The 18,794-nt window shown below is 62.0% G+C and carries 19 protein-coding genes; 12 read left to right on the top strand and 7 right to left on the bottom strand.

The features are described 5' to 3' along the window. Positions 1-70: 70 nt before the first annotated feature. Positions 71-979 carry a LysR substrate-binding domain-containing protein gene (locus BLS75_RS03600; RefSeq protein ID WP_072450279.1) on the top strand — a complete coding sequence of 303 codons (909 nt, stop codon included), beginning with the start codon at positions 71-73 and terminating at the stop codon, positions 977-979. Positions 980-990: 11 nt separating this feature from the next. Continuing rightward, positions 991-1,335: an MmcQ/YjbR family DNA-binding protein gene (locus BLS75_RS03595; RefSeq protein WP_169891849.1), complete on the top strand. Its 345-nt coding sequence runs from the start codon at positions 991-993 to the stop codon at positions 1,333-1,335. Here BLS75_RS03595 and BLS75_RS03590 read toward each other — a convergent pair. Continuing rightward, positions 1,332-1,754 (bottom strand): DUF1294 domain-containing protein, encoded by a 423-nt coding sequence (locus BLS75_RS03590; protein WP_065364105.1) that lies wholly within the window; start codon positions 1,752-1,754, stop codon positions 1,332-1,334. The genes BLS75_RS03595 and BLS75_RS03590 overlap by 4 nt on opposite strands. Next, positions 1,751-2,581 (bottom strand): undecaprenyl-diphosphate phosphatase, encoded by an 831-nt coding sequence (locus BLS75_RS03585; protein WP_011061401.1) that lies wholly within the window; start codon positions 2,579-2,581, stop codon positions 1,751-1,753. The genes BLS75_RS03590 and BLS75_RS03585 overlap by 4 nt, the downstream gene beginning before the upstream one ends. Before the next feature lie 294 nt (positions 2,582-2,875). Here BLS75_RS03585 and BLS75_RS03580 point away from each other — a divergent pair, with 294 nt between their 5' ends. The 9 genes from BLS75_RS03580 (at position 2,876) to BLS75_RS03540 (ending at position 10,973) form a co-directional block, all read left to right on the top strand. After that, positions 2,876-4,510, top strand: coding sequence for a methyl-accepting chemotaxis protein (locus BLS75_RS03580; protein WP_072450564.1), 1,635 nt, complete (start codon positions 2,876-2,878; stop codon positions 4,508-4,510). An 89-nt stretch (positions 4,511-4,599) separates the two neighbouring features. Further along, a complete protein-coding gene (gene pnuC / locus BLS75_RS03575) occupies positions 4,600-5,163 on the top strand; it encodes a nicotinamide riboside transporter PnuC (protein ID WP_072450278.1) in 564 nt (187 codons plus the stop codon). Beyond that, complete coding sequence (locus BLS75_RS03570) at positions 5,160-5,684, top strand: AAA family ATPase (protein WP_072450277.1); 525 nt, start codon at positions 5,160-5,162, stop codon at positions 5,682-5,684. Before pnuC ends, BLS75_RS03570 begins: the two co-directional genes overlap by 4 nt. Before the next feature lie 328 nt (positions 5,685-6,012). Next, complete coding sequence (locus tag BLS75_RS03565; RefSeq protein WP_072450276.1) at positions 6,013-6,459, top strand: hypothetical protein; 447 nt, start codon at positions 6,013-6,015, stop codon at positions 6,457-6,459. 1 nt (position 6,460) lies between these two features. Beyond that, a complete protein-coding gene (locus BLS75_RS03560; protein ID WP_015635693.1) occupies positions 6,461-7,039 on the top strand; it encodes a hypothetical protein in 579 nt (192 codons plus the stop codon). 63 nt (positions 7,040-7,102) lie between these two features. After that, positions 7,103-8,095 (top strand): heme utilization protein, encoded by a 993-nt coding sequence (locus BLS75_RS03555; RefSeq protein ID WP_072450275.1) that lies wholly within the window; start codon positions 7,103-7,105, stop codon positions 8,093-8,095. 64 nt (positions 8,096-8,159) lie between these two features. Beyond that, complete coding sequence (locus BLS75_RS03550) at positions 8,160-8,840, top strand: C39 family peptidase (protein ID WP_041118296.1); 681 nt, start codon at positions 8,160-8,162, stop codon at positions 8,838-8,840. Between the two features lie 48 nt (positions 8,841-8,888). Beyond that, a complete protein-coding gene (locus BLS75_RS03545; protein ID WP_072450274.1) occupies positions 8,889-9,623 on the top strand; it encodes a hypothetical protein in 735 nt (244 codons plus the stop codon). 54 nt (positions 9,624-9,677) lie between these two features. Next, positions 9,678-10,973, top strand: a complete 1,296-nt coding sequence (locus BLS75_RS03540; RefSeq protein ID WP_015635694.1) for a coiled-coil domain-containing protein — start codon at positions 9,678-9,680, stop codon at positions 10,971-10,973. 70 nt (positions 10,974-11,043) lie between these two features. On the opposite strand, the gene BLS75_RS03535 is transcribed toward BLS75_RS03540, so the two are convergent. Further along, entirely contained in the window at positions 11,044-12,369 is a 1,326-nt protein-coding gene (locus BLS75_RS03535; RefSeq protein ID WP_053151755.1) for a sigma-54 dependent transcriptional regulator, read from the bottom strand. Positions 12,370-12,722: 353 nt separating this feature from the next. Between BLS75_RS03535 and BLS75_RS03530 the strand changes: the two genes are divergently transcribed. Beyond that, positions 12,723-12,989, top strand: coding sequence for a hypothetical protein (locus BLS75_RS03530; protein WP_015635695.1), 267 nt, complete (start codon positions 12,723-12,725; stop codon positions 12,987-12,989). A gap of 178 nt (positions 12,990-13,167) precedes the next feature. Here the strand turns inward: BLS75_RS03530 and BLS75_RS03525 are convergent, their stop codons facing one another. The 4 genes from BLS75_RS03525 to paaY form a co-directional block, all read right to left on the bottom strand. Then, entirely contained in the window at positions 13,168-15,315 is a 2,148-nt protein-coding gene (locus tag BLS75_RS03525; protein ID WP_072450273.1) for a phosphocholine-specific phospholipase C, read from the bottom strand. 331 nt (positions 15,316-15,646) lie between these two features. Then, positions 15,647-16,615: a poly(ethylene terephthalate) hydrolase family protein gene (locus BLS75_RS03520; RefSeq protein WP_225368807.1), complete on the bottom strand. Its 969-nt coding sequence runs from the start codon at positions 16,613-16,615 to the stop codon at positions 15,647-15,649. A 329-nt stretch (positions 16,616-16,944) separates the two neighbouring features. After that, complete coding sequence (gene paaX, locus BLS75_RS03515; RefSeq protein WP_011061415.1) at positions 16,945-17,868, bottom strand: phenylacetic acid degradation operon negative regulatory protein PaaX; 924 nt, start codon at positions 17,866-17,868, stop codon at positions 16,945-16,947. A gap of 64 nt (positions 17,869-17,932) precedes the next feature. After that, positions 17,933-18,526 (bottom strand): phenylacetic acid degradation protein PaaY, encoded by a 594-nt coding sequence (gene paaY / locus BLS75_RS03510; RefSeq protein ID WP_072450272.1) that lies wholly within the window; start codon positions 18,524-18,526, stop codon positions 17,933-17,935. Positions 18,527-18,794 lie beyond the last annotated feature (268 nt).

The following is an 18,794-nucleotide window of genomic DNA, read 5'->3' as shown; positions in this document are numbered from 1 at the left end:
CAATAGCTGATTAGCCGGCATAAATGCGATAGTTCGTCCCATCAGCAGGACAATCGAGCGAAAACTCATCATGCAAGACCTCAACGACCTCTATTACTTCGCCAAGGTGGTGGAAGCCGGTGGCTTCGCCGCTGCCGGACGGCTGCTGGGCATTCCCAAATCGCGGCTGTCACGGCGTATCGCCGAGCTTGAAGAACGCCTCAACGCCCGGCTGCTGCAACGCACCACCCGGCAACTGAGCCTGACTGCCGTGGGCGAGCGTTACCTGCGCCACTGCCAGGCCATGCTGCTGGAAGCGGAGATGGCCGACGAAGCCGTGGCCAGCATGGCCAGCGAACCCCGCGGGCGCCTGCGGGTGTCGAGCCCGGTGGGCCTGGCCCACGAACTGCTGACACCGCTGGTCAGCAGCTTTCTGGAGAAGTACCCCCAGGTGCAGCTGGAAATGCTCCTGCTCAACCGCCGTGTCGACCTGATCAACGAGGGTGTGGACGTCGCCCTGCGGGTGCGCGAGCTGGGCGACGAAGACCCGCTGCTGGTGACCCGGCGCCTGCGTCGGGCCCAGACGGCGATCGTGGCGACCCCAGACTTCCTCCGGCAATTCCCGGTGGAGCATCCGGAAGACCTGCGGCGCGTGCCGATTCTCGGTGCCCTGGAGGCCGACCGCCTGGTGCACCTGCGCCTGCTGGACCAGCAAGGACAGGCCTGCGACCTGGCCCTGGAGGCACGCCTGGGCATCGACGACTTCATCGTGCGCCGTGCCTGTGCCCTCGCTGGCCAGGGCTGCACTGTGCTGCCCATGCTGTATTGCGAGGAGGAACTGGCCAGCGGCCAGTTGGTGCAGATGCTGCCGCAATGGTCATTGCCCGGCGGCTGGCTGCAGGCCGTGTATCCTCACCGCCGGGGTGTGATGCCGGCCGTGCGCGCCTGGATCGAGCACCTGAGTGAATCCTTCGAACGCTGCGGAGAACGACTGCTGTGACAGCCCGAACCTTGAATGAAGAGCAAGTGGCGCAATTCTGCCTGGGCCTGCCGGGTGCGCGGGAAGACTACAAGTGGGGCGGTGTGCGGGTGTTCTCGATTGCCGGCAACAAGATGTTCGCCGTGCAGCACCTGCGGGGCGACTCGCTGGCCTTCAAGGTCGATCAGGAGCTGTTTCTCGGCCATGTCGACCGCCCGGGCATTGCCCCGGCGCCCTACCTGGCCCGGGCGCACTGGATCATCATGAACACCCCCTACCCCCTGGGCGCCTCGGAGCTCGAGGCGCTGCTGCAGCGCTCTCACCAGTTGGTGGTGAGCAAGCTGCCCAAGCGGGTTCAGGTGGGTTTGCTGCTCTAGAACAGGCTCAGCAGGCTGCTTTCCAGGAACAGCCGGTCGATCCAGAACACCTGGTGCAAGGCCACGATCAGCCAGAACACCAACTGGTAGGAGACCTTGCGGGTCTTGTGGCGCAACAGCTGCTGGGCCAGCAAGGCCCCGGGCCAGCCACCGGCCAGTTCCAGGGCATGCAGGACGTTCTCCGGGGTGCGCCGGCCCTCGGCCTGGGCCCGGCGCTTGTCGTGCCAGTAAACCAGGAAGGCCAGCAGGCTGACCGCGCCATAGGCGATCAGGGGAATGAGCGAAATCCCTTTCCACCACAGCGACAGCGAACCGAACAGCGGCAACCCGCACAGCAGTACGAACGCCAGCAGCTTGGCCCGGGGATGCTGGAGCCGCGCAGCACTGGCCGAGGGCGCCGGGCGGCGGGCCGTACTCATGGCTTGGCCGCCGTCCAGTCGACCCAGCCGAACTGCCAGGTCGCCAGGATCAACAGGCCGAAGGCAATGCGATACCAGGCGAAGGCCGCGTAGCTGTGGCTGGCGATGAACTTCAGCAGGCCCTTGACCGCGATCATGGCGAAGACAAAGGCGGTGACGAAGCCGATGGCGAACACCGGGAAGTCATCGGGCTGGAACAGATGGCGGTACTTGTAGCCTGAATACACCGCGGCGCCGACCATGGTGGGCATGGCCAGGAAGAACGAAAACTCGGTGGCGGTCTTGCGCGACAGGCCGAACAGCAGGCCGCCGATGATGGTGGAGCCCGAGCGCGAGGTGCCCGGGATCATCGCCAGGCACTGGGCGCAGCCGACCTTGAGCGCGTCCTTCCAGGTGATGTCGTCCACTGTCTCGGCATGCACCTGGTGCTGCCGGCGCTCGGCCCACAGCATGATGAGGCCGCCGACCACCAGGGCCGTGGCCACGGTAATGGGGTTGAACAGGTAGGCATGGATCAGGTCGGCGAAGATCACCCCCAGCACCACCGCCGGCAGGAAGGCGATCAACAGGTTGATCGTGAAGCGCTGGGCCTTGGGCTGGGTCGGCAGGCCGATCACTACATCGAGGATCTTGCGGCGAAACTCCCAGACAACCGCAAGGATCGCCCCCAACTGGATAATGATGTTGAAGGCCATCGCCCGCTCGCCGCCAAAGTCGAGCAAGTCGGCCACAATGATCTGGTGCCCGGTGCTGCTGATGGGTAAAAACTCGGTCAGGCCTTCGACAATCCCGAGTATCAATGCCTGTGCGGCGGTCCAAAGATCCATCAATTCCCCCATGAGGCGATGCTCGTGGCATGCCTCTTTTTAATTGGTCAAAGCATTTGCTGCGTCGAGCGTAGCCGAGAAACCGGCGCTCGTAAGATCAACACAAGCCCATGAAAATTATGTGAAAAGTTCAGAAAGGTTCAGGTTTTCGGCAAAGGCGCCGAAATCCTAACAGACAGGCGCAAAACACGCCGCGATGTTATTGGACTTCCGTAGGGTTGGCGTTGGAAGGCCAGCGTGCTTGGATGCTCCGGGCCTTTTATGACAAGAACAAGAATCTGGAGTGACCGGATGATGAATAGCTTACGCAAGATGTCCATCAGTCAGCGCCTGTGGCTGATCCTGATCGTGGCGGTGCTGACCCTGGTGACCCTGGGCGTGATGATGCTCAAGCAGATTCATGGGGACCTGTACCTGGCCAAGGCGCAGAAGACCCAGCACGTGGTGCAGACCGCCGCCGGCGTGCTGAATTACTACCAGGGCCTGGAAGCCGCCGGCAGCCTGACCCGCGACCAGGCGCAGAAGCAGGCGCTGCAGGTGATTCGCGGGCTGCGCTACAACCAGAATGACTACTTCTGGATCAACGACCTGACGCCGGTGATGATCATGCACCCGGCCAACCCCAAGCTCGACGGACAGAACCTGGCCGCGGTCAAGGACCCGGACGGTTTCGAGGTGTTCAACGAGATGGTGACCCTGGCCAAGGCCAAGGGCGGCGGCATGGTGGACTACCGCTGGCCCAAGCCCGGCGCCGAGCAACCGGTCCAGAAGACCTCCTACATCCAGCTGTTCCAGCCCTGGGGCTGGATCATCGGCTCCGGAGTCTATATCGACGACCTGCAGGACGAGTTCTACGCCCAGGTACTGCGCGCCTCCTCCATCGGCCTGGTGATTGCCCTGCTGATGGCCGCCCTGGTGGTGCTGATCGTGCGCAGCATTGTCAGCCCGCTGCGCGAAACGGTGCACGCCATGGCCAACATCGCCAGCGGCGAAAGCGACCTGACCCGCAGCCTCGACACCCACGGTCAGGACGAGGTCACCGAACTGGCCCGACACTTCAACGGCTTCACCGCCAAGTTGCGCGGTGTGGTGATGCAACTGCAATCCAGCGCCGCAGCCCTGGAACAGTCCTCCAGCGAACTGGGTAGCAACGCCAACGACGCCCAGGAGCGCAGCCAGCAGCAATCCCAGCAGATGGAACAGGTGGCGGCCGCCATCAGCCAGGTCACCAGCGCAGTCCAGGATGTGGCGCGCAACGCCGAGCACGCCGCCACCGAGGTGCGCGAGGCCGAGGCCCAGGCCCAGCAGGGCCAGGTCAACATCGACGGCAGCTTGCAGCAGATCGACCAGCTTTCGGTGACCATCGACCAGGCGGTGGAAGTGATCCGCACCCTGGCGGCGGAAAGCACCCAGATCGGCACGGTGCTGGAGGTGATCCGCTCGATTGCCGAACAGACCAACCTGCTGGCCCTGAACGCTGCCATCGAGGCGGCCCGGGCTGGGGAGCAAGGGCGCGGCTTTGCCGTAGTGGCCGACGAAGTGCGCCTGCTGGCCCAGCGTACCCAGCAGTCCACCGCGGAAATCCAGGGCATGATCGAGCGCCTGCAAAACCACTCCGAAGCGGCGGTCAAGGTCATCGGCGATAGCTGCCGAGCCTCGCAACTGACCATCGAGCAGGCCGGGCTGGCGGGTGCCAGCCTCAACGCCATCGGCCAGGCACTGCGCAACCTCAACGGCCTGAACGCGACGATTGCCAGCGCCACCCTGGAACAGGCCCATGTGGTGGAAGACATCAACCACAACGTCGGCCAGGCAGCCGGCCTGTCCCAGGGCACGGCCCTGGCGGCCCAGCACTCCAGCGCCGCCAGCCGCCACCTCAAGGACCTGTCGGAGCAACTCAACGGCCTGTTGCGCCAGTTCCGCGTCTGACCCCTCGCTGAACCCAAGGCCCCGGACTGACGCCCGGGGCCGACTCTGGGTACAATCGCCCCCCTCCTCCATTTCCCCAAGGAACCGCCATGTCCGGGCTTGAACTGTTTGCCGCCGCCCTCGGCGTGATCGCCGTCTGGCTGACGGTCAAACAGAACCCCTGGTGCTGGCCCATCGGCCTGGTCATGGTGCTGCTGTACAGTTGGATCTTCTACGAGGTCAAGCTCTATTCCGACATGCTTCTGCAAGTGGTCTACGCGGTGCTGCAGCTCTATGGCTGGTGGCAGTGGACCCGGGGCGGCGAACAGCACCAGGGGCGGCCGGTCAGCCAGTTGCAGTCCAGCGGACTGCTACAGGGGCTGGCCCTGGGCACAATGGGCAGCCTGCTGCTGGGGGCTGCCATGGCCCACTGGACCGACGCCGCGCAGCCCTGGCTGGACGCCGCCTTGACCGCCTTCAGCCTGGTGGCGCAGTGGTGGATGGCGCAGAAGCGCGTGCAATGCTGGCCGCTGTGGATTGCCGTGGACGTGATTTTCGTCGGGCTGTTCGTCTACAAGGAGCTCTACCTGACGGCGGCGCTGTATGCCCTGTTCACCCTGCTGGCCGTCCAGGGCTGGCGAGCCTGGCGCGCCGACCCGGCCCTGCAGTCGTGAAGGTCCTGGTACTGACCGGCCCCGAGTCCAGTGGCAAGAGCTGGCTGGCGAGCGAGCTGCAAGCCCACTTCGGTGGCATCCAGGTGGGCGAATACGTGCGCCACTTCATCGAGCAGCAGGGCCGCGACACCTGCCTGGCGGACATTCCCGAGATCGCCCGGGGCCAGCTCGCCTGGGAAGATCAGGCCCGCGCCCAGCAACCTGGACTGCTGATTCTCGATACCCACCTGTTAAGCAACCAACTCTGGAGCCAGACCCTGTTCGGCGACTGCCCGCCGTGGCTGGAACCCCAACTGCTGGCCCGCCACTACGACCTGCACCTACTGCTGTCGCCGGAAGATGTGGCCTGGAGCGACGACGGCCAGCGCTGCCAGCCACAACTGGCAGAACGCCTGGCGTTCTTCGAGGCTACCCACCATTGGCTGGAGCAACACCGCCAGCCGTACCGCATCATTGGCGGCGACTGGCAAGCCCGCCGGCAACAGGCCTTCGAGCAGGTCCGGCAACTGCTGCAAGCGTGATCGGTGCAGTGCCGCAGGGCCACAAGTGTCCATCCCTGAAACACCTGCCTGGCCATCAGGCCGCCATTTTCCGCGGTGGCGCCCACGGCCGGGCAAACTGTTAAGCCCCTGATACACCCCCGCAGCAACCCCTGTTCCAGAGCGTTGCCCCGGTTATGGCCAATGGCCGTCGGGGGTAGGTGTCTCATCCCTGAAACAGTCCCGAAAGCCAACGCCCCGCAGCGTTCACAAGCCGTTGAATCTTAAAAGGAAACAAAAAGCGGCACGGCTTCTGCTCTCTTCCTCGCAACGCCGGCTAGGGCCAGCACTGAGAAGAAGGAATACCGCCGTGGGGACGCTGAATAAAAGTTTCACCCGCCTACTGCTGATCGGCTGCGCCGTCAGCGCGGTGTACAGCCTTCCGGTGATGGCTGCGGGGAATGGCGAAATCATCATCCAGCGCACCGTCCAGGCGCAGCCCATCGGCCGCGCACCTTTGCAAAAAGATCCCAACCCCATCGCGGTCAACACCAACCCGTCGGTCCTGGTCAATCAGATGACCAGTAATGAAATGAGCGATGGCGACTTTGCCGGAATCAAGACCGGAGCGCTGGTCCGCGGCACGGTGCTGTCCGGCAGCGCCGGTGTACCCGGCATGAATGTGCTGACCAACAACAACGGCCTGCCCGGCATGTCCGCCGGCCATGGCGGCGGTGCGGGCGCCAGCATCTCCAACTCGATCAACCGCAGCATCAGCTCCGGCATGGCTCCCTTGAGCAACATTGGAGGGCAATAACATGAGTCGCTCCCTGCTGTTCCTCGCCTTGCTGACCTGCACCGGGGCCATGGCCGACTCGGCCAGCCCGGTCACCGATACCTCGAACATCCAGAACTCCGGCGCAGGCTATACCGGCAACTTCAACGTCAACCAGGCCGCCGGCGACCAGCAGCAACAGACCAACGTACGAGCCATTGCCATCGGCACCAACGCCACGGCAACCACCAGCGTGACCCAGAAGATCACCACCGCCGCCAGCCGCGCGGTCAACGCCAGCAGCACCATCGGCGGCAACTCTTTCAGCAACGGCAACGGCGCACTGGGCGTTAACCAGTCGGCCGGGGCCAACAACCAGATGGCCAATGCCCTGCGGATCAGCATCAGTGCCAATCCGCAAAGCATTGACGACAGCGCCCTGTCGCAACAGAACGTGGCGCTGTTACCAGACTCAGGAGCAACTGGCACTCAACAAGGCAGCCGCCAGGTCGTTACCAGCGACCAGGCCTTCACCGGCAGCCGTGGAGTGATTCAGGTGAACCAGAGTGCCGGGGTGGGGAACCGAATGGCTAACACCCTGAGCATCCGGGTCGCAGATTGACCCCTCGTAGTGCAATTAGAAAGTACCAACACTTAACCAACTAATAAGCACCGGAGAAACACCATGAAACCTACAATGGCTCTCAAACCACTGGTTTTCGCACTGGCCGCCGTCATGGCAATGGCTGCTCAGGCAGGTGGTAACGATCATGGTAACAACGGCGGTCATGGCAACGGCCATGGCGATCACGATCAAGGTCCGGACCTCAGCACTCTGCTGCAAATCACCGCTGGAGCCGGTGCCGCAGTCATCGACGTGCAGAACAGCAACACCAACGTAGTGAAAAACCAGGGCACCAACAACAACGCCAAGGCCGACAACTCCCTGAACAACTCCAACGGCAACATGGGTGCCAACGTCGCCGCCGGCGACGGCAACCAACAAGACAATGCCGCTGCCCTGGCAACCGCTGACGAAAGCTTCATCTTCGGCAGTGCCGTGGCCGCTTCCAGCGCCACCCAGGTCAACAACAACAACTACGTGAAAAACTCCTCGACTCAGAACAACGCCGTGCTCAACAACTCCGGCAACAACGGTTCCGGCAACATCGGCATCAACGTGACCGCTGGCGACTTCAACCAACAGAAAAACAACCTGGCCATCGCCGTTTCCGGTGGCCGCGTAGCCACTGCCGCTGCTTCGGCCAACCAGCAATCGACCAACCTGGTCGTAGACAACAAAGGTGTCCAGGCCTACAAAAAAGACACCCTCACTGGCGGCTTCGTAGCCTCTGGCACCTACAAAGGCACCGGCAGCGGCAAAATCGAAGGTGGCGACGATCATGGCAGCGGCCATGGCTATGGCGACAACAAAGGCCACGGCAACGACGATCAGAAATTCACCTTCAAAGAACAAGGCACTATCGAACTGGCTGGCTACTGGACCCAGCAAGTGCTGACCAAAGACGGCTGGAAAAACCCAGTGGTCAACAACGCCAGCATGACCGGCTCGATGAACGGCTTCTCCGGCAACGGCGGCGCCAACGTCTCGGCCGGTGTGGGCAACCAACAAAGCAACTCGCTGTCCATCGCCGCTGGCTGCAAAGCCTGCATGTAATCGCGATCGTAACGAAAGCCCCGGAAACGGGGCTTTTCCACAGTCCGACCAAGGCGTAACGATCATGCGTACTGCGATCCTCTCTCTCCTGCTGTGCCTCTGCGCCCCCGTCCAGGCCGCACAGATGGCGGTGGCCGGCCTGCCCGGTGGCAACCTGATCTTCAAACAGGTGCAGAGCGTGCGCGAGCGCAAGTTCAGCGACATCGTCGAGCAGAAAACCGACTTCAGCTGTGGCGCTGCCGCGCTGGCGACCATTCTGCGCCAGGCCTACTGGCTCGATGTCGATGAAGAGCACGTCATCAAGGGCATGCTGGTGAACTCGGACCAGAACCTGGTGCGTACCCAGGGGTTCTCCATGCTCGACATGAAGCGCTACGTGGAAAGCATCGGCATGCGCGCCCGGGGCTACCGGATTCCGCCAGACAAGCTCGAGGCGGTGACCATCCCGGTGGTGGTACTGATGGAGATTCGCGGCTACAAGCACTTCGTGGTGATGCAGCGGGCGCAGAAAGGCTGGGTCTATATCGGTGATCCGGTGCTGGGCCACAAGCGCTACACCCATGATGACTTCGTCAAAGGCTGGAACGGTATCGTGTTCGCCATCATCGGCCCTGGCTACGACAAGGCCAACGCCTTGCTCGACCCGCCAGCCCCACTGACCGCGAAGAACAAGCTCGATAACTTCTACCCGGTCAGGGACGCGGACTTGATGGACTTCGGTTTCATCCAGAGCGACTTCTTCTAGAAGCGCAAACACTATAAAGGGGCAGGATGCTCCGGGAGCAGCAAGCAGATGAAGACTTCATACTGGCTGGCCGCCGCCTGCCTGGCAGCAGCTCTTCCAGCACATGCTGGTTTCAAGCCCGAACTCATCCAGGATCAGGAACTGTCGCAGTTGCGGGGCCGTTACGTCATGCCGGGGCGGATCATCAGCTTCGGCATTGTCATGAGCAGTACCTGGCGCAACGCCAGCGGCGATCTGATCGGCGCGACCACCTCACTGCAGATCCAGCAAGCCACCATCAAACCGGAATTCTACGTCTCCACCATCACCCAGACCGGCAACGGCACTACACCGCCCCCCGGGACCGGCAATGTGATCGGCGGCGCAGGGCTGGCCAGCGGCCAGGGCGTGACCCAGAGCGTAAGGGCCGCCGGCGACGGCAACTCGGCCTACAACAACATCAATATCAATGTCACAGAAGCCAATCAGGCGCCGGCACTGGCGGCTGGCGTGGGGCAGGCATTGATCAGCGGCCAAACCATCACCGGCAGCAACGCCGCCGGCAGTGTGGCGGTGTCGGCCCTCAACGGCGGCATCCAGATGGCCATTCAGGCCAGTGGCAACCAGGGCAGTGCCTTGCAGCAAGTGGCCCAGGGCAATTTGCTGCAGAACACCCAGTTGATGGGTAACAGCAACCTGGTGAACAACATGACACAGCTCAATGTGGTGCTCAGGAACAACGGTCCCAGCACCGGTGCTTTGGACTGTAATTTGAGTACGCTCAACGCTCTACGCAAATTCTGATCTTGAACTACGCTGATTCTCGACCATTGGGGTTCACAAGGGACGGTTTATTTCATGTATCGATCGGTTTCACTGCGCGCAATAGTCTGTTTAAGCACTCTATTCCCGGCGGCGCTGGTACAAGCGGCGCCGGACGCCGATGTAGAGACCCTGAAACGAGAGCTTCTGGAACTCAAGCAACGTTACGAAGTACAGCAGAAGGCCCTCGCGGTGCTGGAACAACGGGTTCGCCAAGTGGAGGATCAACCGGCGGCTCCGCCCCCCAAGCGCCTGGCCAAATCACCTGCTGACCTGAAGGGCAATCAACAGGTCGCCGGTACTGGAGCCGGTGCCGCTTCCGGAGGTGCTGCAGGAGGCGCTTCCTATGGCCAGTCCCTCAAGGATGATTCGGAACCGGCACAAAGCGTCAGCAACCTCTACGACGAGGCCAGTGGTTTCTTTGGCGGCGGCAAGTTCAGCGTCGAGACCGGCTTGACCTATGCCCGCTACGATGCCCGCCAACTGACAGTCAACGGCTTCCTGGCGCTGGATTCGATCTTTCTCGGCAACATCAACCTGGACCGGATCAAGTCCGATACCTGGACCCTCGACCTGACTGCGCGCTACAACCTCAACAACCGCTGGCAATTCGATATCAACGCACCCGTGGTCTATCGCGAATCCACCTTCCAATCCGGCGGTGGCGGCGGCTCAGGCACCCAGACCACCGAAGAGTCGGTCACCCGCGACCCGACCCTGGGTGACGTGAACTTCGGGGTGGCCTACAAGTTCCTCGACGAGTCCGAGTTCTGGCCCGACGCGGTGGCAACCTTGCGCGTCAAAGCCCCTACCGGCAAGGACCCATTCGGCATCAAGCTGGTGCGGTCCTCTGCCAACAACAACCTCTACGTGCCTGAAAGCCTGCCCACCGGTAACGGCGTCTGGTCGGTCACACCGGGCATCTCTCTGGTCAAGACCTTCGATCCGGCCGTGCTGTTCGGGACCCTGGCCTATACCCACAACCTGGAAGAGTCCTTCGATGACATCAGCTCGACAGTGGGCAGCAAGACCCCCGGCAAGGTACGCCTGGGCGACAGCTTCCAGATCGGCGCCGGTGTCGCCTTTGCCCTCAACGAGAAGATGAGTATGTCCTTCTCGGTTTCCGACCTGGTGCAGCGTAAAAGCAAGCTCAAGCAGGACGGAGGCGACTGGCAGTCAGTGGTATCCAGCGATGCCAACGCCGGCTACTTCAACGTCGGCATGACGATCGCCGCCTCCGACAACCTGACCATCGTACCCAACCTGTCCATCGGCATGACCGAGGATGCTCCGGCCTTCACCTTCAGCCTGAAATTCCCCTACTACTTCTGACCCACCGGCAAAAACGCCAAGGCCCGCTGCGATTCCCCAATCGCAGCGGGCCTTGGCGTTTCTCCCCGCCCTAGCGGATCTGGTGCTTGTGCAGCAAACGGTAGAAGGTCGGGCGCGAGATCCCCAAGACCCGCGCCGCCACGCTGAGGTTGTCGCTGTGCCGGTTCAACACGTCGCACAGGGCCTGGCGCTCGGCGCGGTGCTTGTAGTCTTCGAGGGTGCCCATGGGCAGGTCCTGGGCCTGCAGGCTGAGCAGGCCCAGGTCGCTGGCCTGGATCTGCCGCCCCTCGGCCAGCACCAGGCCGCGCCGCACCCGGTTGGCCAGTTCGCGGACATTGCCCGGCCAATCATGCTTGCCCATGGCCACCAGGGCATCCTCGCTGAAACTACGGGGCCGGCGCCCGGTTTCCTGGCTATAGAAGTGGGCAAAATGGCTGGCCAGCATGCCCAGGTCGCCATGGCGCTCGCGCAACGGCGCGGTGATCACTTGCAGCACATTCAGGCGGTAGTAGAGGTCTTCACGGAAGCGCCCGCTGGTAATGGCCGCTTCCAGGTCGACGTGGGTGGCCGCCAGGACCCGCACATCCACTGGAATCGGCTGGCTGCCCCCTACCCGTTCGATGTGCTTTTCCTGCAGGAAGCGCAGCAGATTGGCCTGCAACTCCAGCGGCAGGTCGCCGATCTCGTCAAGAAACAAGGTGCCGCCATGGGCCGCCTCGATGCGCCCGACCTTGCGTTGATGGGCGCCGGTAAAGGCGCCCTTCTCGTGCCCGAACAGTTCGGACTGGATCAGGTGTTCGGGAATCGCCCCGCAATTGATAGCGACAAAGGGCTTGTCGTGGCGCTGGGACTGACGATGCAGGGTACGCGCCACCAGCTCCTTGCCGGTGCCGCTTTCGCCTCGGATCAGCACGGGCGACTCGGTGGGCGCCAGCTTGCCCAGCAGCTTGCGCAAGTCGCGGATCGGCCGGCTATCGCCCAGCAACTCATGTTCGGGCTGGTCCACATGGATCGAGCCCTGGCCCCGCAGGCGCGCCATGCCGAAGGCCCGGCCGAGGGTCACCTGGACCCGCGACACGTCGAACGGCAGGGTGTGGAAGTCGAAAAACCACTCGCAGACGAAATCCCCGACCTTCTGCAGGCGCAGCACTTCCTGGCTCAATACCGCGATCCACTCAGTGCCGCTGCGGCTGATCAGGTCCTTGACCGCCTCCGGGCGCTCCAGGTGAAAGGGCTGCAGGCGCAGCAAGCCGACATCGCAGGAGCGTTCGCGAGCGGACTCCAGGTCACAGCTGTCGACATCCCAGCCAATGGTGCGCAAACCGGGTAACAGGCGATGGCAATCGTCACAGGGATCGACCACCAGCAAACGGCGCTGCACAGGGGCTTCGAGCATGGCTGTTCCTTGGCGCCAGGGTATGGAAAAGTTATTAGAAACAGTGATTTGGAAAACCTGGCTGTAACATTAGCAAGAACTTGACGGTGGAATGTATCAATTGCTTATAGCGCTGATTACCAAAGGAACTAACGTGGGACTCCAAGCTGTTCACGAGCGACTGATTGTCGCAGTTGTTTTATCCAGCCCCCGCAACTAAGGGCCCGGCCACAAGGCCTGTGCACGAAAGTTGTAAAAACTTGTTTTTCAGTGTGACCCGAGTGCTACCTCGGTGCATCAGTACAAATGACCAGCCGAACGGTAAGCCCAACCGACGGCACATCATTTGATTGGGCACACAGAGAGAAGACCCCATGAACGCCCCGCTCCGTATCAACGAAGCACTTTTGATCGCCGACCGCGCATTCCAGCCTTTTCAATGCGTGGCCTGGGCTCCACAGGACGGTAATGGCGAACTCAGCCTGACCGTCATCGACCGCACCAGCACCCGTATTGGCCACACCCAGATTCCCAGCAGTGCCTACTCCGATCCAGCCCAGCTGGAAGACCTGCTCAAACAGGCCCGCGCCGAACTGAGCCAGGACGGTTATACCTTGCAGTCCTGGGCCATGCCCAAGTAAGCGATGCTGTTAACGGATCACCCGAAGGGGTGATCCGTTATTTAAAGCAAACAACTAAGCACCCTATCTATCCTGCCCTCCTCTACAACTTCTACCTTCCGGGTATTAGTTGCTCTTGTCGTTATCCAGCCCGGCTTCCGGTTTCACTTCGAAAGCGCCCTCATTTTTGCCAAGGTCTTCATGCCCGGCCCATCAAGGGGTCGCTGATGCTGTGTGCTCCGGTTTCCAGGCGCCCGGCGATCCGGCGCAACCAGCCGCCGTCGCTGCGCAGCGTCAGGTCGTACCAGCCGCCACTGCCCTCGCAGGCAAACACTTGGCGCACCTCGCCCCGGGCCGGTACCGCCAAGGTCCATGGGCCCTGCTGGGTGTAGGGGCAGCGATCGATACTGATGACCACCCCGTGTTCCCCCGGATTGCTCAGGGTCAGTTGCAACTGGCTGTTGCTGGTGGTCACCAGCAGTTCGGGCTGCAGGGTTTTCAGGTCGCCGTGGAAACTGCGGTGAAACCCGTTGGGGCCCAGGACCCAGAGCTGATAGCGCTCCACCACCGGCCAGCTGTCCTGCAGGGCCTTGCCGGCTTCCACGGTATAGCGGCGGGGAATCTCGCTCAGGTGCAGGCCATCGTAGACATGCAATACCGCCCCTTGCTCCCCAGTGTTCTGCAGGCTCAGCGACAAGGTGCGAGCCTTGGGATCGGCCTGGCTGTCCACATGCAGCCGATAGGGCAAGGCCCGGGAAGGCCGGGCCAGGCGCTGCTGCTGCGGCGCCAGTTGCTGGCCGGCCGAGGGCAGCGGTACCGGCAGCAGTTTTTCCTGGCGCTGGCGCAGGCTGTCGGCGGCCTGGCGGGTAGTGGTCTGCAGCGCGGGAAGGGTTTCGTGGTTGGGGTCGGCAAAGTTGAACGCCGAGGTCAGGTCGCCGCAGACTGCCCGCCGCCAGGCGCTGATGTTCGGCTCTCGCACGCCAAAGCGTTTCTCGAGAAATTGCAGCACCGAGGTATGGTCGAACACTTGCGAGTTGACCCAGCCACCACGGCTCCAGGGCGACAGCACCAGCATTGGCACCCGCGGCCCCGGCCCGTATACGCCGCCATCGGGCAAGGGTTGCTGGGTCGAGCCCGCCGGGGCCGGGTGGGTGAACAGTTCGCTGTCGAAACCCAGGGTGGACTTGCCGGCAAAGCTGCCGTCCTTGCGCCGCGAAGGCGCCGAGGGCGACGGCATATGGTCGAAGAAACCGTCGTTTTCATCGTAGGTCACCAGCAGTACCGTCTTGCTCCAGACCTCGGGGTTGCTGGTCAAGGCCAGGAGAATTTCCTGGGTGAACCAGCCGCCCTGCACCGGGCTCGAAGGCCCGGGATGCTCGGAATAGGCTGCCGGCGCGACAATCCAGCTGACCTGGGGCAGCTTGCCGGCCTGCACGTCGTTGCGAAACCCGCCAATGATGGTCTCCAGGTTGCTGCCGCTGCTGGCCGGCAGGGTATTGCCATTGCCCTTGTACAGCGGCGCCACGGCGTTGAGCCCGTCGCTGTAGGGCACGAAGGCATTGAAATCCTTCGGCGGCTGGGCCGGGTTGCCGACCTGCACGCTGGCGGCCCGGTACTGCCGGAACCCCGCCAGCGGGTTGTCGCCGAAGTTGTCCGGCAGGTGCTGGTACACCTTCCAGCTCACGCCCTGCTCTTCCAGGCGCTCGGGGTAGGTCTTCCAGCTGTAGCCGACATTCACCGGCCCCGGGCCGTCCCATTCGTTGACCACCGCCGCTACCTTGGCTGCGCTCGCGCCATTGCTGCCAGTCCAGAGGAACAGCCGGTTGGGGTTGGTGCCGGCGTGCACCGAGCAGTGGTAGGCGTCACACAGGGTGAAGGTGTTGGCCAGGGCGAACTGGAAAGGCAGTTCCTGCTCGCGGTAGTAGCCCATGGAAGTGTTGGTCTTGTAGGTCGGCCAGGCGCTGATACGCCCCTCGCCCCAGGCCGAGTGGGCGTCCGCCCAGGAATGCGGGGTGCCGCTGACGCGCTGGGCGTTGCCCTTGTTGCTGTCCAGGTGATAAGGCATCACCAGCCGGCCCTTGCCCTGTTGCTCCCACACTTCCCGTTGACCGGTCTGGGGGATGGTGAAGCGGTCACTGAAACCGCGTACCCCGGGAAAGGTGCCGAAGTAGTGGTCGAACGAACGGTTTTCCTGCATCAGGATCACCACGTGCTCGACGTCCTTGATGGTCCCGGTCCGATTGTTCGCCGGTATCGCCAGGGCCTGGCGGATGGATGCCGGCAATGAGGAAAAGAAAGTACCGATGGCGGCCGCTTGCAAGAGCTTCCTGCGTGTAAGACTGGGCATGGGTTATTGAGTCCTTATGGTTGCAGCGCGATATATAACGCTGCCCCCAAGGTATTGGGCGCAAATAACAATGCAGTGACATTGCCATTGCAGTTGGTTCATGAAGCGTACAACTACCCGCCATTGCCCTACCTTGCCAGTTCGGCAATAACTCATTGCCAGGTAACGCAGGAAGAATATTTCATGAATAAAACACCCGAGCTCAAGAAACGCCCGGTACATTTCGCCGGCGCCTGAACTTTGCGCTGGCGAAATGCACTATTGAATGGGCCAGAAAACAGTCTTCGCACACTCCCTGGGCTGTATCCGTTTTACCGGAGAAAGCACAGTGCTATTGAAGGCTATCGGCTACTTCATTGCGCTGGACCCGCAGCGGGTTGAATAGCAGGCGAATGAACTGCGGATCTCGGGCCAGTTTGTAATCTTCACCGACGAAGTATTCTTTGGCGGCCGGGTCATTCTTGCCGATATATAAGATCCAGGCCGTGGTAATACCGGCAAACTCATCTTCCCTGACGCTTCTGACCGGGCTGAAATGGGTGGCGTTATGGGCGGTTGCGCTCCAGCCCGGCACGGCCTTGATCAGCCCGCCCTGCCACAGCCTTGGCCAGGCCCAGGCCGGGACCACTACGTCCGCTGCGCCGGTGAGCACCAGGGTCGGTGTCTTCACCGTGGAGCCAAGGCCGATCGGCCCGGGTTCGATCGGCAGCGAGCCGATATAGCGCAACTGCGGGTCGATGCCCTTCAAGGTCTCTGGCAAGAGGCTTGCCGATAGAATCGATGCGCCTCCTCCCGCCGAATGCCCCGCCACAATGGTGCGCGACAGGTCGACCTTGCCGAACAGTGGCGAGGTCGGGTCCTGGTTGAGCTTGCTCAGTTCCAGGGCGCCGAGCACATGCATGGTGGGGGCGGTGTTGATGAAGTCCGAGGAGATGATCACGATGAAGCCGTAGCTCGCCCACAGCCGCAGCAGATCTGTGTACTGCCCCTGGTTGGAAAGAATGCCGCCGACGAAGTTGACCACTGGCAACTTGTCCAATTGCTTGATATTGGACGGATAATAGACGCTGGTGGAGATCGGATTGGAGAATCCGTAAGGAAAGGACTGATTGCATTGCAGGCTGTTATCCAACAGCATGATCCGCGCCAATACCCCCAACAACCCACGGCAATCACTCAGAACAGCATTGGTGCTGACTGCATAGGGCCCCGGAGACTTGGCATATTGATCATTGGCCAGCCCAAATGCCGGAACCAGTTGCGAAGCAATAGCCAACTTGCCCCAAATAACCAACATCATGGCCAGGCCGAACTTTGTAGCCAGGTTGCGAATCCACTTCATCGATAATTCCTTTATCTGTCTGCTTTCCCTGCAGGACCGAATACCTGTACCTGGCCATGCTCCCTATATTGCAAATATCTTCAAACTTGCAGTGCACGTCATTCAACTGCAATAGCGCTGAAACATTCTCTGCTTAGTTGCGTTGAATACGTTCGTGACCCTAGATCAGGACAAATTCGCAGGTCAATGACTATTTAACATCCGGGCCGTGATAAACCCGGGCTGCAACGCCCGGGGCCTATCCCCTGGCCTCGGGCATCACAGCTGGCACCCCGTGGATGAGTGGGCTAGACCAGCCCGCCAAAACGCCGGTAGTAGCTTTCGCCGACATCCGGCAACGGGCCATCGGCGTTCTCCAGGGCAGTGGCCAGCCATTCTTCGGCCCGGGCCTGGATCAGACGATAGATGTTGCGACACAACTGGCGCGCCGCGCGGCCTTCCCAATCCCCGGGCAGCAGTTCGTCGGGCAGTTGCGGATCGCGCAGCAGCAGCTTGCGGTACTCATGAATCAGCAGCAGCCGGGCCAGGAAGCAATCCTGGGGCTGCAATTGCTCCTGCTCGCGCAGGGCCTGCCAGAGCGGGCGGAACAACTGGATGAACTCGCTGTAGTGGGCTGCCAGTTCATCGATGTTCCAGCTTTCCCGCACTTGCAGGCGCAGGGCCCTGGAACCCAGGACATCCTGGGGCGTGGTCTCGAAGACGATGGTGTCTTCCTGGGCGCCAAGCTCCGCCAGGGTGGCGTTGATATCGGCCCGATCACTGCGCGGGCAGGCCAGCAGTACCGGCGACATGGCGCCGAACCCCTGCCATTCCAGCTCTTCGCGCACCTGCTTGCGCAACTCGACAGACAGTTGCGAGAGCATCACCAGGCACCAGGCGCCGTCCCAGGCCGGCACTCCGGCGCTGTACACGCGCTTGAAGGCCTTGTCGAAGCGCCGGCGCCCGGTCAGGGTCAGGCTGTAGTAACTGCGCCGGCCGACCTTTTCGGCGCTCAGCCAGCCCTCTTTGCTCAGGCGGAAGATCGAGGTGCGGATCAAGCGCTCGTTGATCCCCATGGGCTCCAGCAACTGAATCAGGCTGCCCAGCCACACCGTGCCGCCGTGGGGCTCGATGGCATCGCCGTACAGGGTGATGATCAGCGAACTGGCGCGGATCGGAGTCTGCTCCTGGAAACGTTTGATCAGGTGGTTCAGTGGCGCTAGGGACGACATGGATGTACCGGCAAAAAAGGAAGGAATATAGCGGGTTTCAGGCAGCTATAGCGCCCGGGCAGGTTCATGGGCGAGCCTTGGGGCGCAGCGCACTGTTGCCGATTCGCGGGCGCCCGGGCTCTGCCTCCCGCAGCGGCTCGCAAGGCCGCATCTGCTCCAGGCAACGCCTGGCCAGCTGTTGGTATTCGCGGGTCCCCGCCTGCTTCCAGGCCAGCTCCGCGTCACTGAGCGGGCGGCTGACCCGGGCCGGCGTGCCCATGATCAGCGACTGTGGCGCACACTCGAAGCCGGCCTTGACGAAGGCTGCCGCGGAAACGATGCAACGGGGCGCGATATGCGCGTTGTCCATCACCACCGCATTCATGCCCACCAGGGCGTCGGCGCCAATTCGACAGCCATGCAGGACAGCGCCATGACCTATATGGCCGTTGCGCTCGACCACCGTATCGCTGTCGGGAAAACCATGCATCACACACATATCCTGCAGGTTTGCCCCCTCCTCCAGAACGATCCGCCCAAAATCGCCCCGCAAGCTGGCTAACGGGCCGACGTAACAATGGGCGCCGACTATCACATCACCAATCAGCACCGCTGAAGGGTGCACATAAGCGCTGGGGTCGACCACCGGGGTCAATCCATCGAGGCTGTAACAGGTCATGGAGAGGTTCCTTGAAGAACACGTCATCTGAAAGCAGGAAATACGATGAACTGCGGATGGCAGTTTGTATCAGATTATTGGCCACGCACAAGACCGGCGCCGCCGCAATCAGCCAGCCTGGCTGCTCCACAAAGACTTGTCAGTCCCGTATTTATCAACGCCTTAGGCAGCCTGGAGGCTTTTGTCGTGAGCCTGGGGCTACAAAAAAAGCTGGACCGATACTCAAAATCAAGACACATTAAATTCAAGTCACTATTGTTTTTATGTA

Source organism: Pseudomonas sp. NFPP12, from assembly GCF_900103205.1.
Lineage (GTDB): Bacteria > Pseudomonadota > Gammaproteobacteria > Pseudomonadales > Pseudomonadaceae > Aquipseudomonas > Aquipseudomonas protegens.
Note: the sequence above shows the minus strand (reverse complement) of the source record. Positions and strands in the feature narration are given on the sequence as shown.

Bases quoted from the DNA above. Each gene is read 5' to 3' on its own strand.
- BLS75_RS03580 (WP_072450564.1), top strand. From the start codon at position 2,876: ATGAATAGCTTACGCAAGATGTCCATCAGTCAGCGCCTGTGGCTGATC.
- BLS75_RS03540 (WP_015635694.1), top strand. From the start codon at position 9,678: ATGTATCGATCGGTTTCACTGCGCGCAATAGTCTGTTTAAGCACTCTA.
- paaY (WP_072450272.1), bottom strand. From the start codon at position 18,526: ATGACCTGTTACAGCCTCGATGGATTGACCCCGGTGGTCGACCCCAGC.
- BLS75_RS03590 (WP_065364105.1), bottom strand. From the start codon at position 1,754: ATGAGTACGGCCCGCCGCCCGGCGCCCTCGGCCAGTGCTGCGCGGCTC.
- paaX (WP_011061415.1), bottom strand. From the start codon at position 17,868: ATGTCGTCCCTAGCGCCACTGAACCACCTGATCAAACGTTTCCAGGAG.
- BLS75_RS03520 (WP_225368807.1), bottom strand. From the start codon at position 16,615: ATGATGTTGGTTATTTGGGGCAAGTTGGCTATTGCTTCGCAACTGGTT.
- BLS75_RS03600 (WP_072450279.1), top strand. From the start codon at position 71: ATGCAAGACCTCAACGACCTCTATTACTTCGCCAAGGTGGTGGAAGCC.
- BLS75_RS03555 (WP_072450275.1), top strand. From the start codon at position 7,103: ATGAAACCTACAATGGCTCTCAAACCACTGGTTTTCGCACTGGCCGCC.
- BLS75_RS03585 (WP_011061401.1), bottom strand. From the start codon at position 2,581: ATGGATCTTTGGACCGCCGCACAGGCATTGATACTCGGGATTGTCGAA.
- BLS75_RS03525 (WP_072450273.1), bottom strand. From the start codon at position 15,315: ATGCCCAGTCTTACACGCAGGAAGCTCTTGCAAGCGGCCGCCATCGGT.
- BLS75_RS03560 (WP_015635693.1), top strand. From the start codon at position 6,461: ATGAGTCGCTCCCTGCTGTTCCTCGCCTTGCTGACCTGCACCGGGGCC.
- BLS75_RS03550 (WP_041118296.1), top strand. From the start codon at position 8,160: ATGCGTACTGCGATCCTCTCTCTCCTGCTGTGCCTCTGCGCCCCCGTC.
- BLS75_RS03535 (WP_053151755.1), bottom strand. From the start codon at position 12,369: ATGCTCGAAGCCCCTGTGCAGCGCCGTTTGCTGGTGGTCGATCCCTGT.
- BLS75_RS03530 (WP_015635695.1), top strand. From the start codon at position 12,723: ATGAACGCCCCGCTCCGTATCAACGAAGCACTTTTGATCGCCGACCGC.
- BLS75_RS03545 (WP_072450274.1), top strand. From the start codon at position 8,889: ATGAAGACTTCATACTGGCTGGCCGCCGCCTGCCTGGCAGCAGCTCTT.
- pnuC (WP_072450278.1), top strand. From the start codon at position 4,600: ATGTCCGGGCTTGAACTGTTTGCCGCCGCCCTCGGCGTGATCGCCGTC.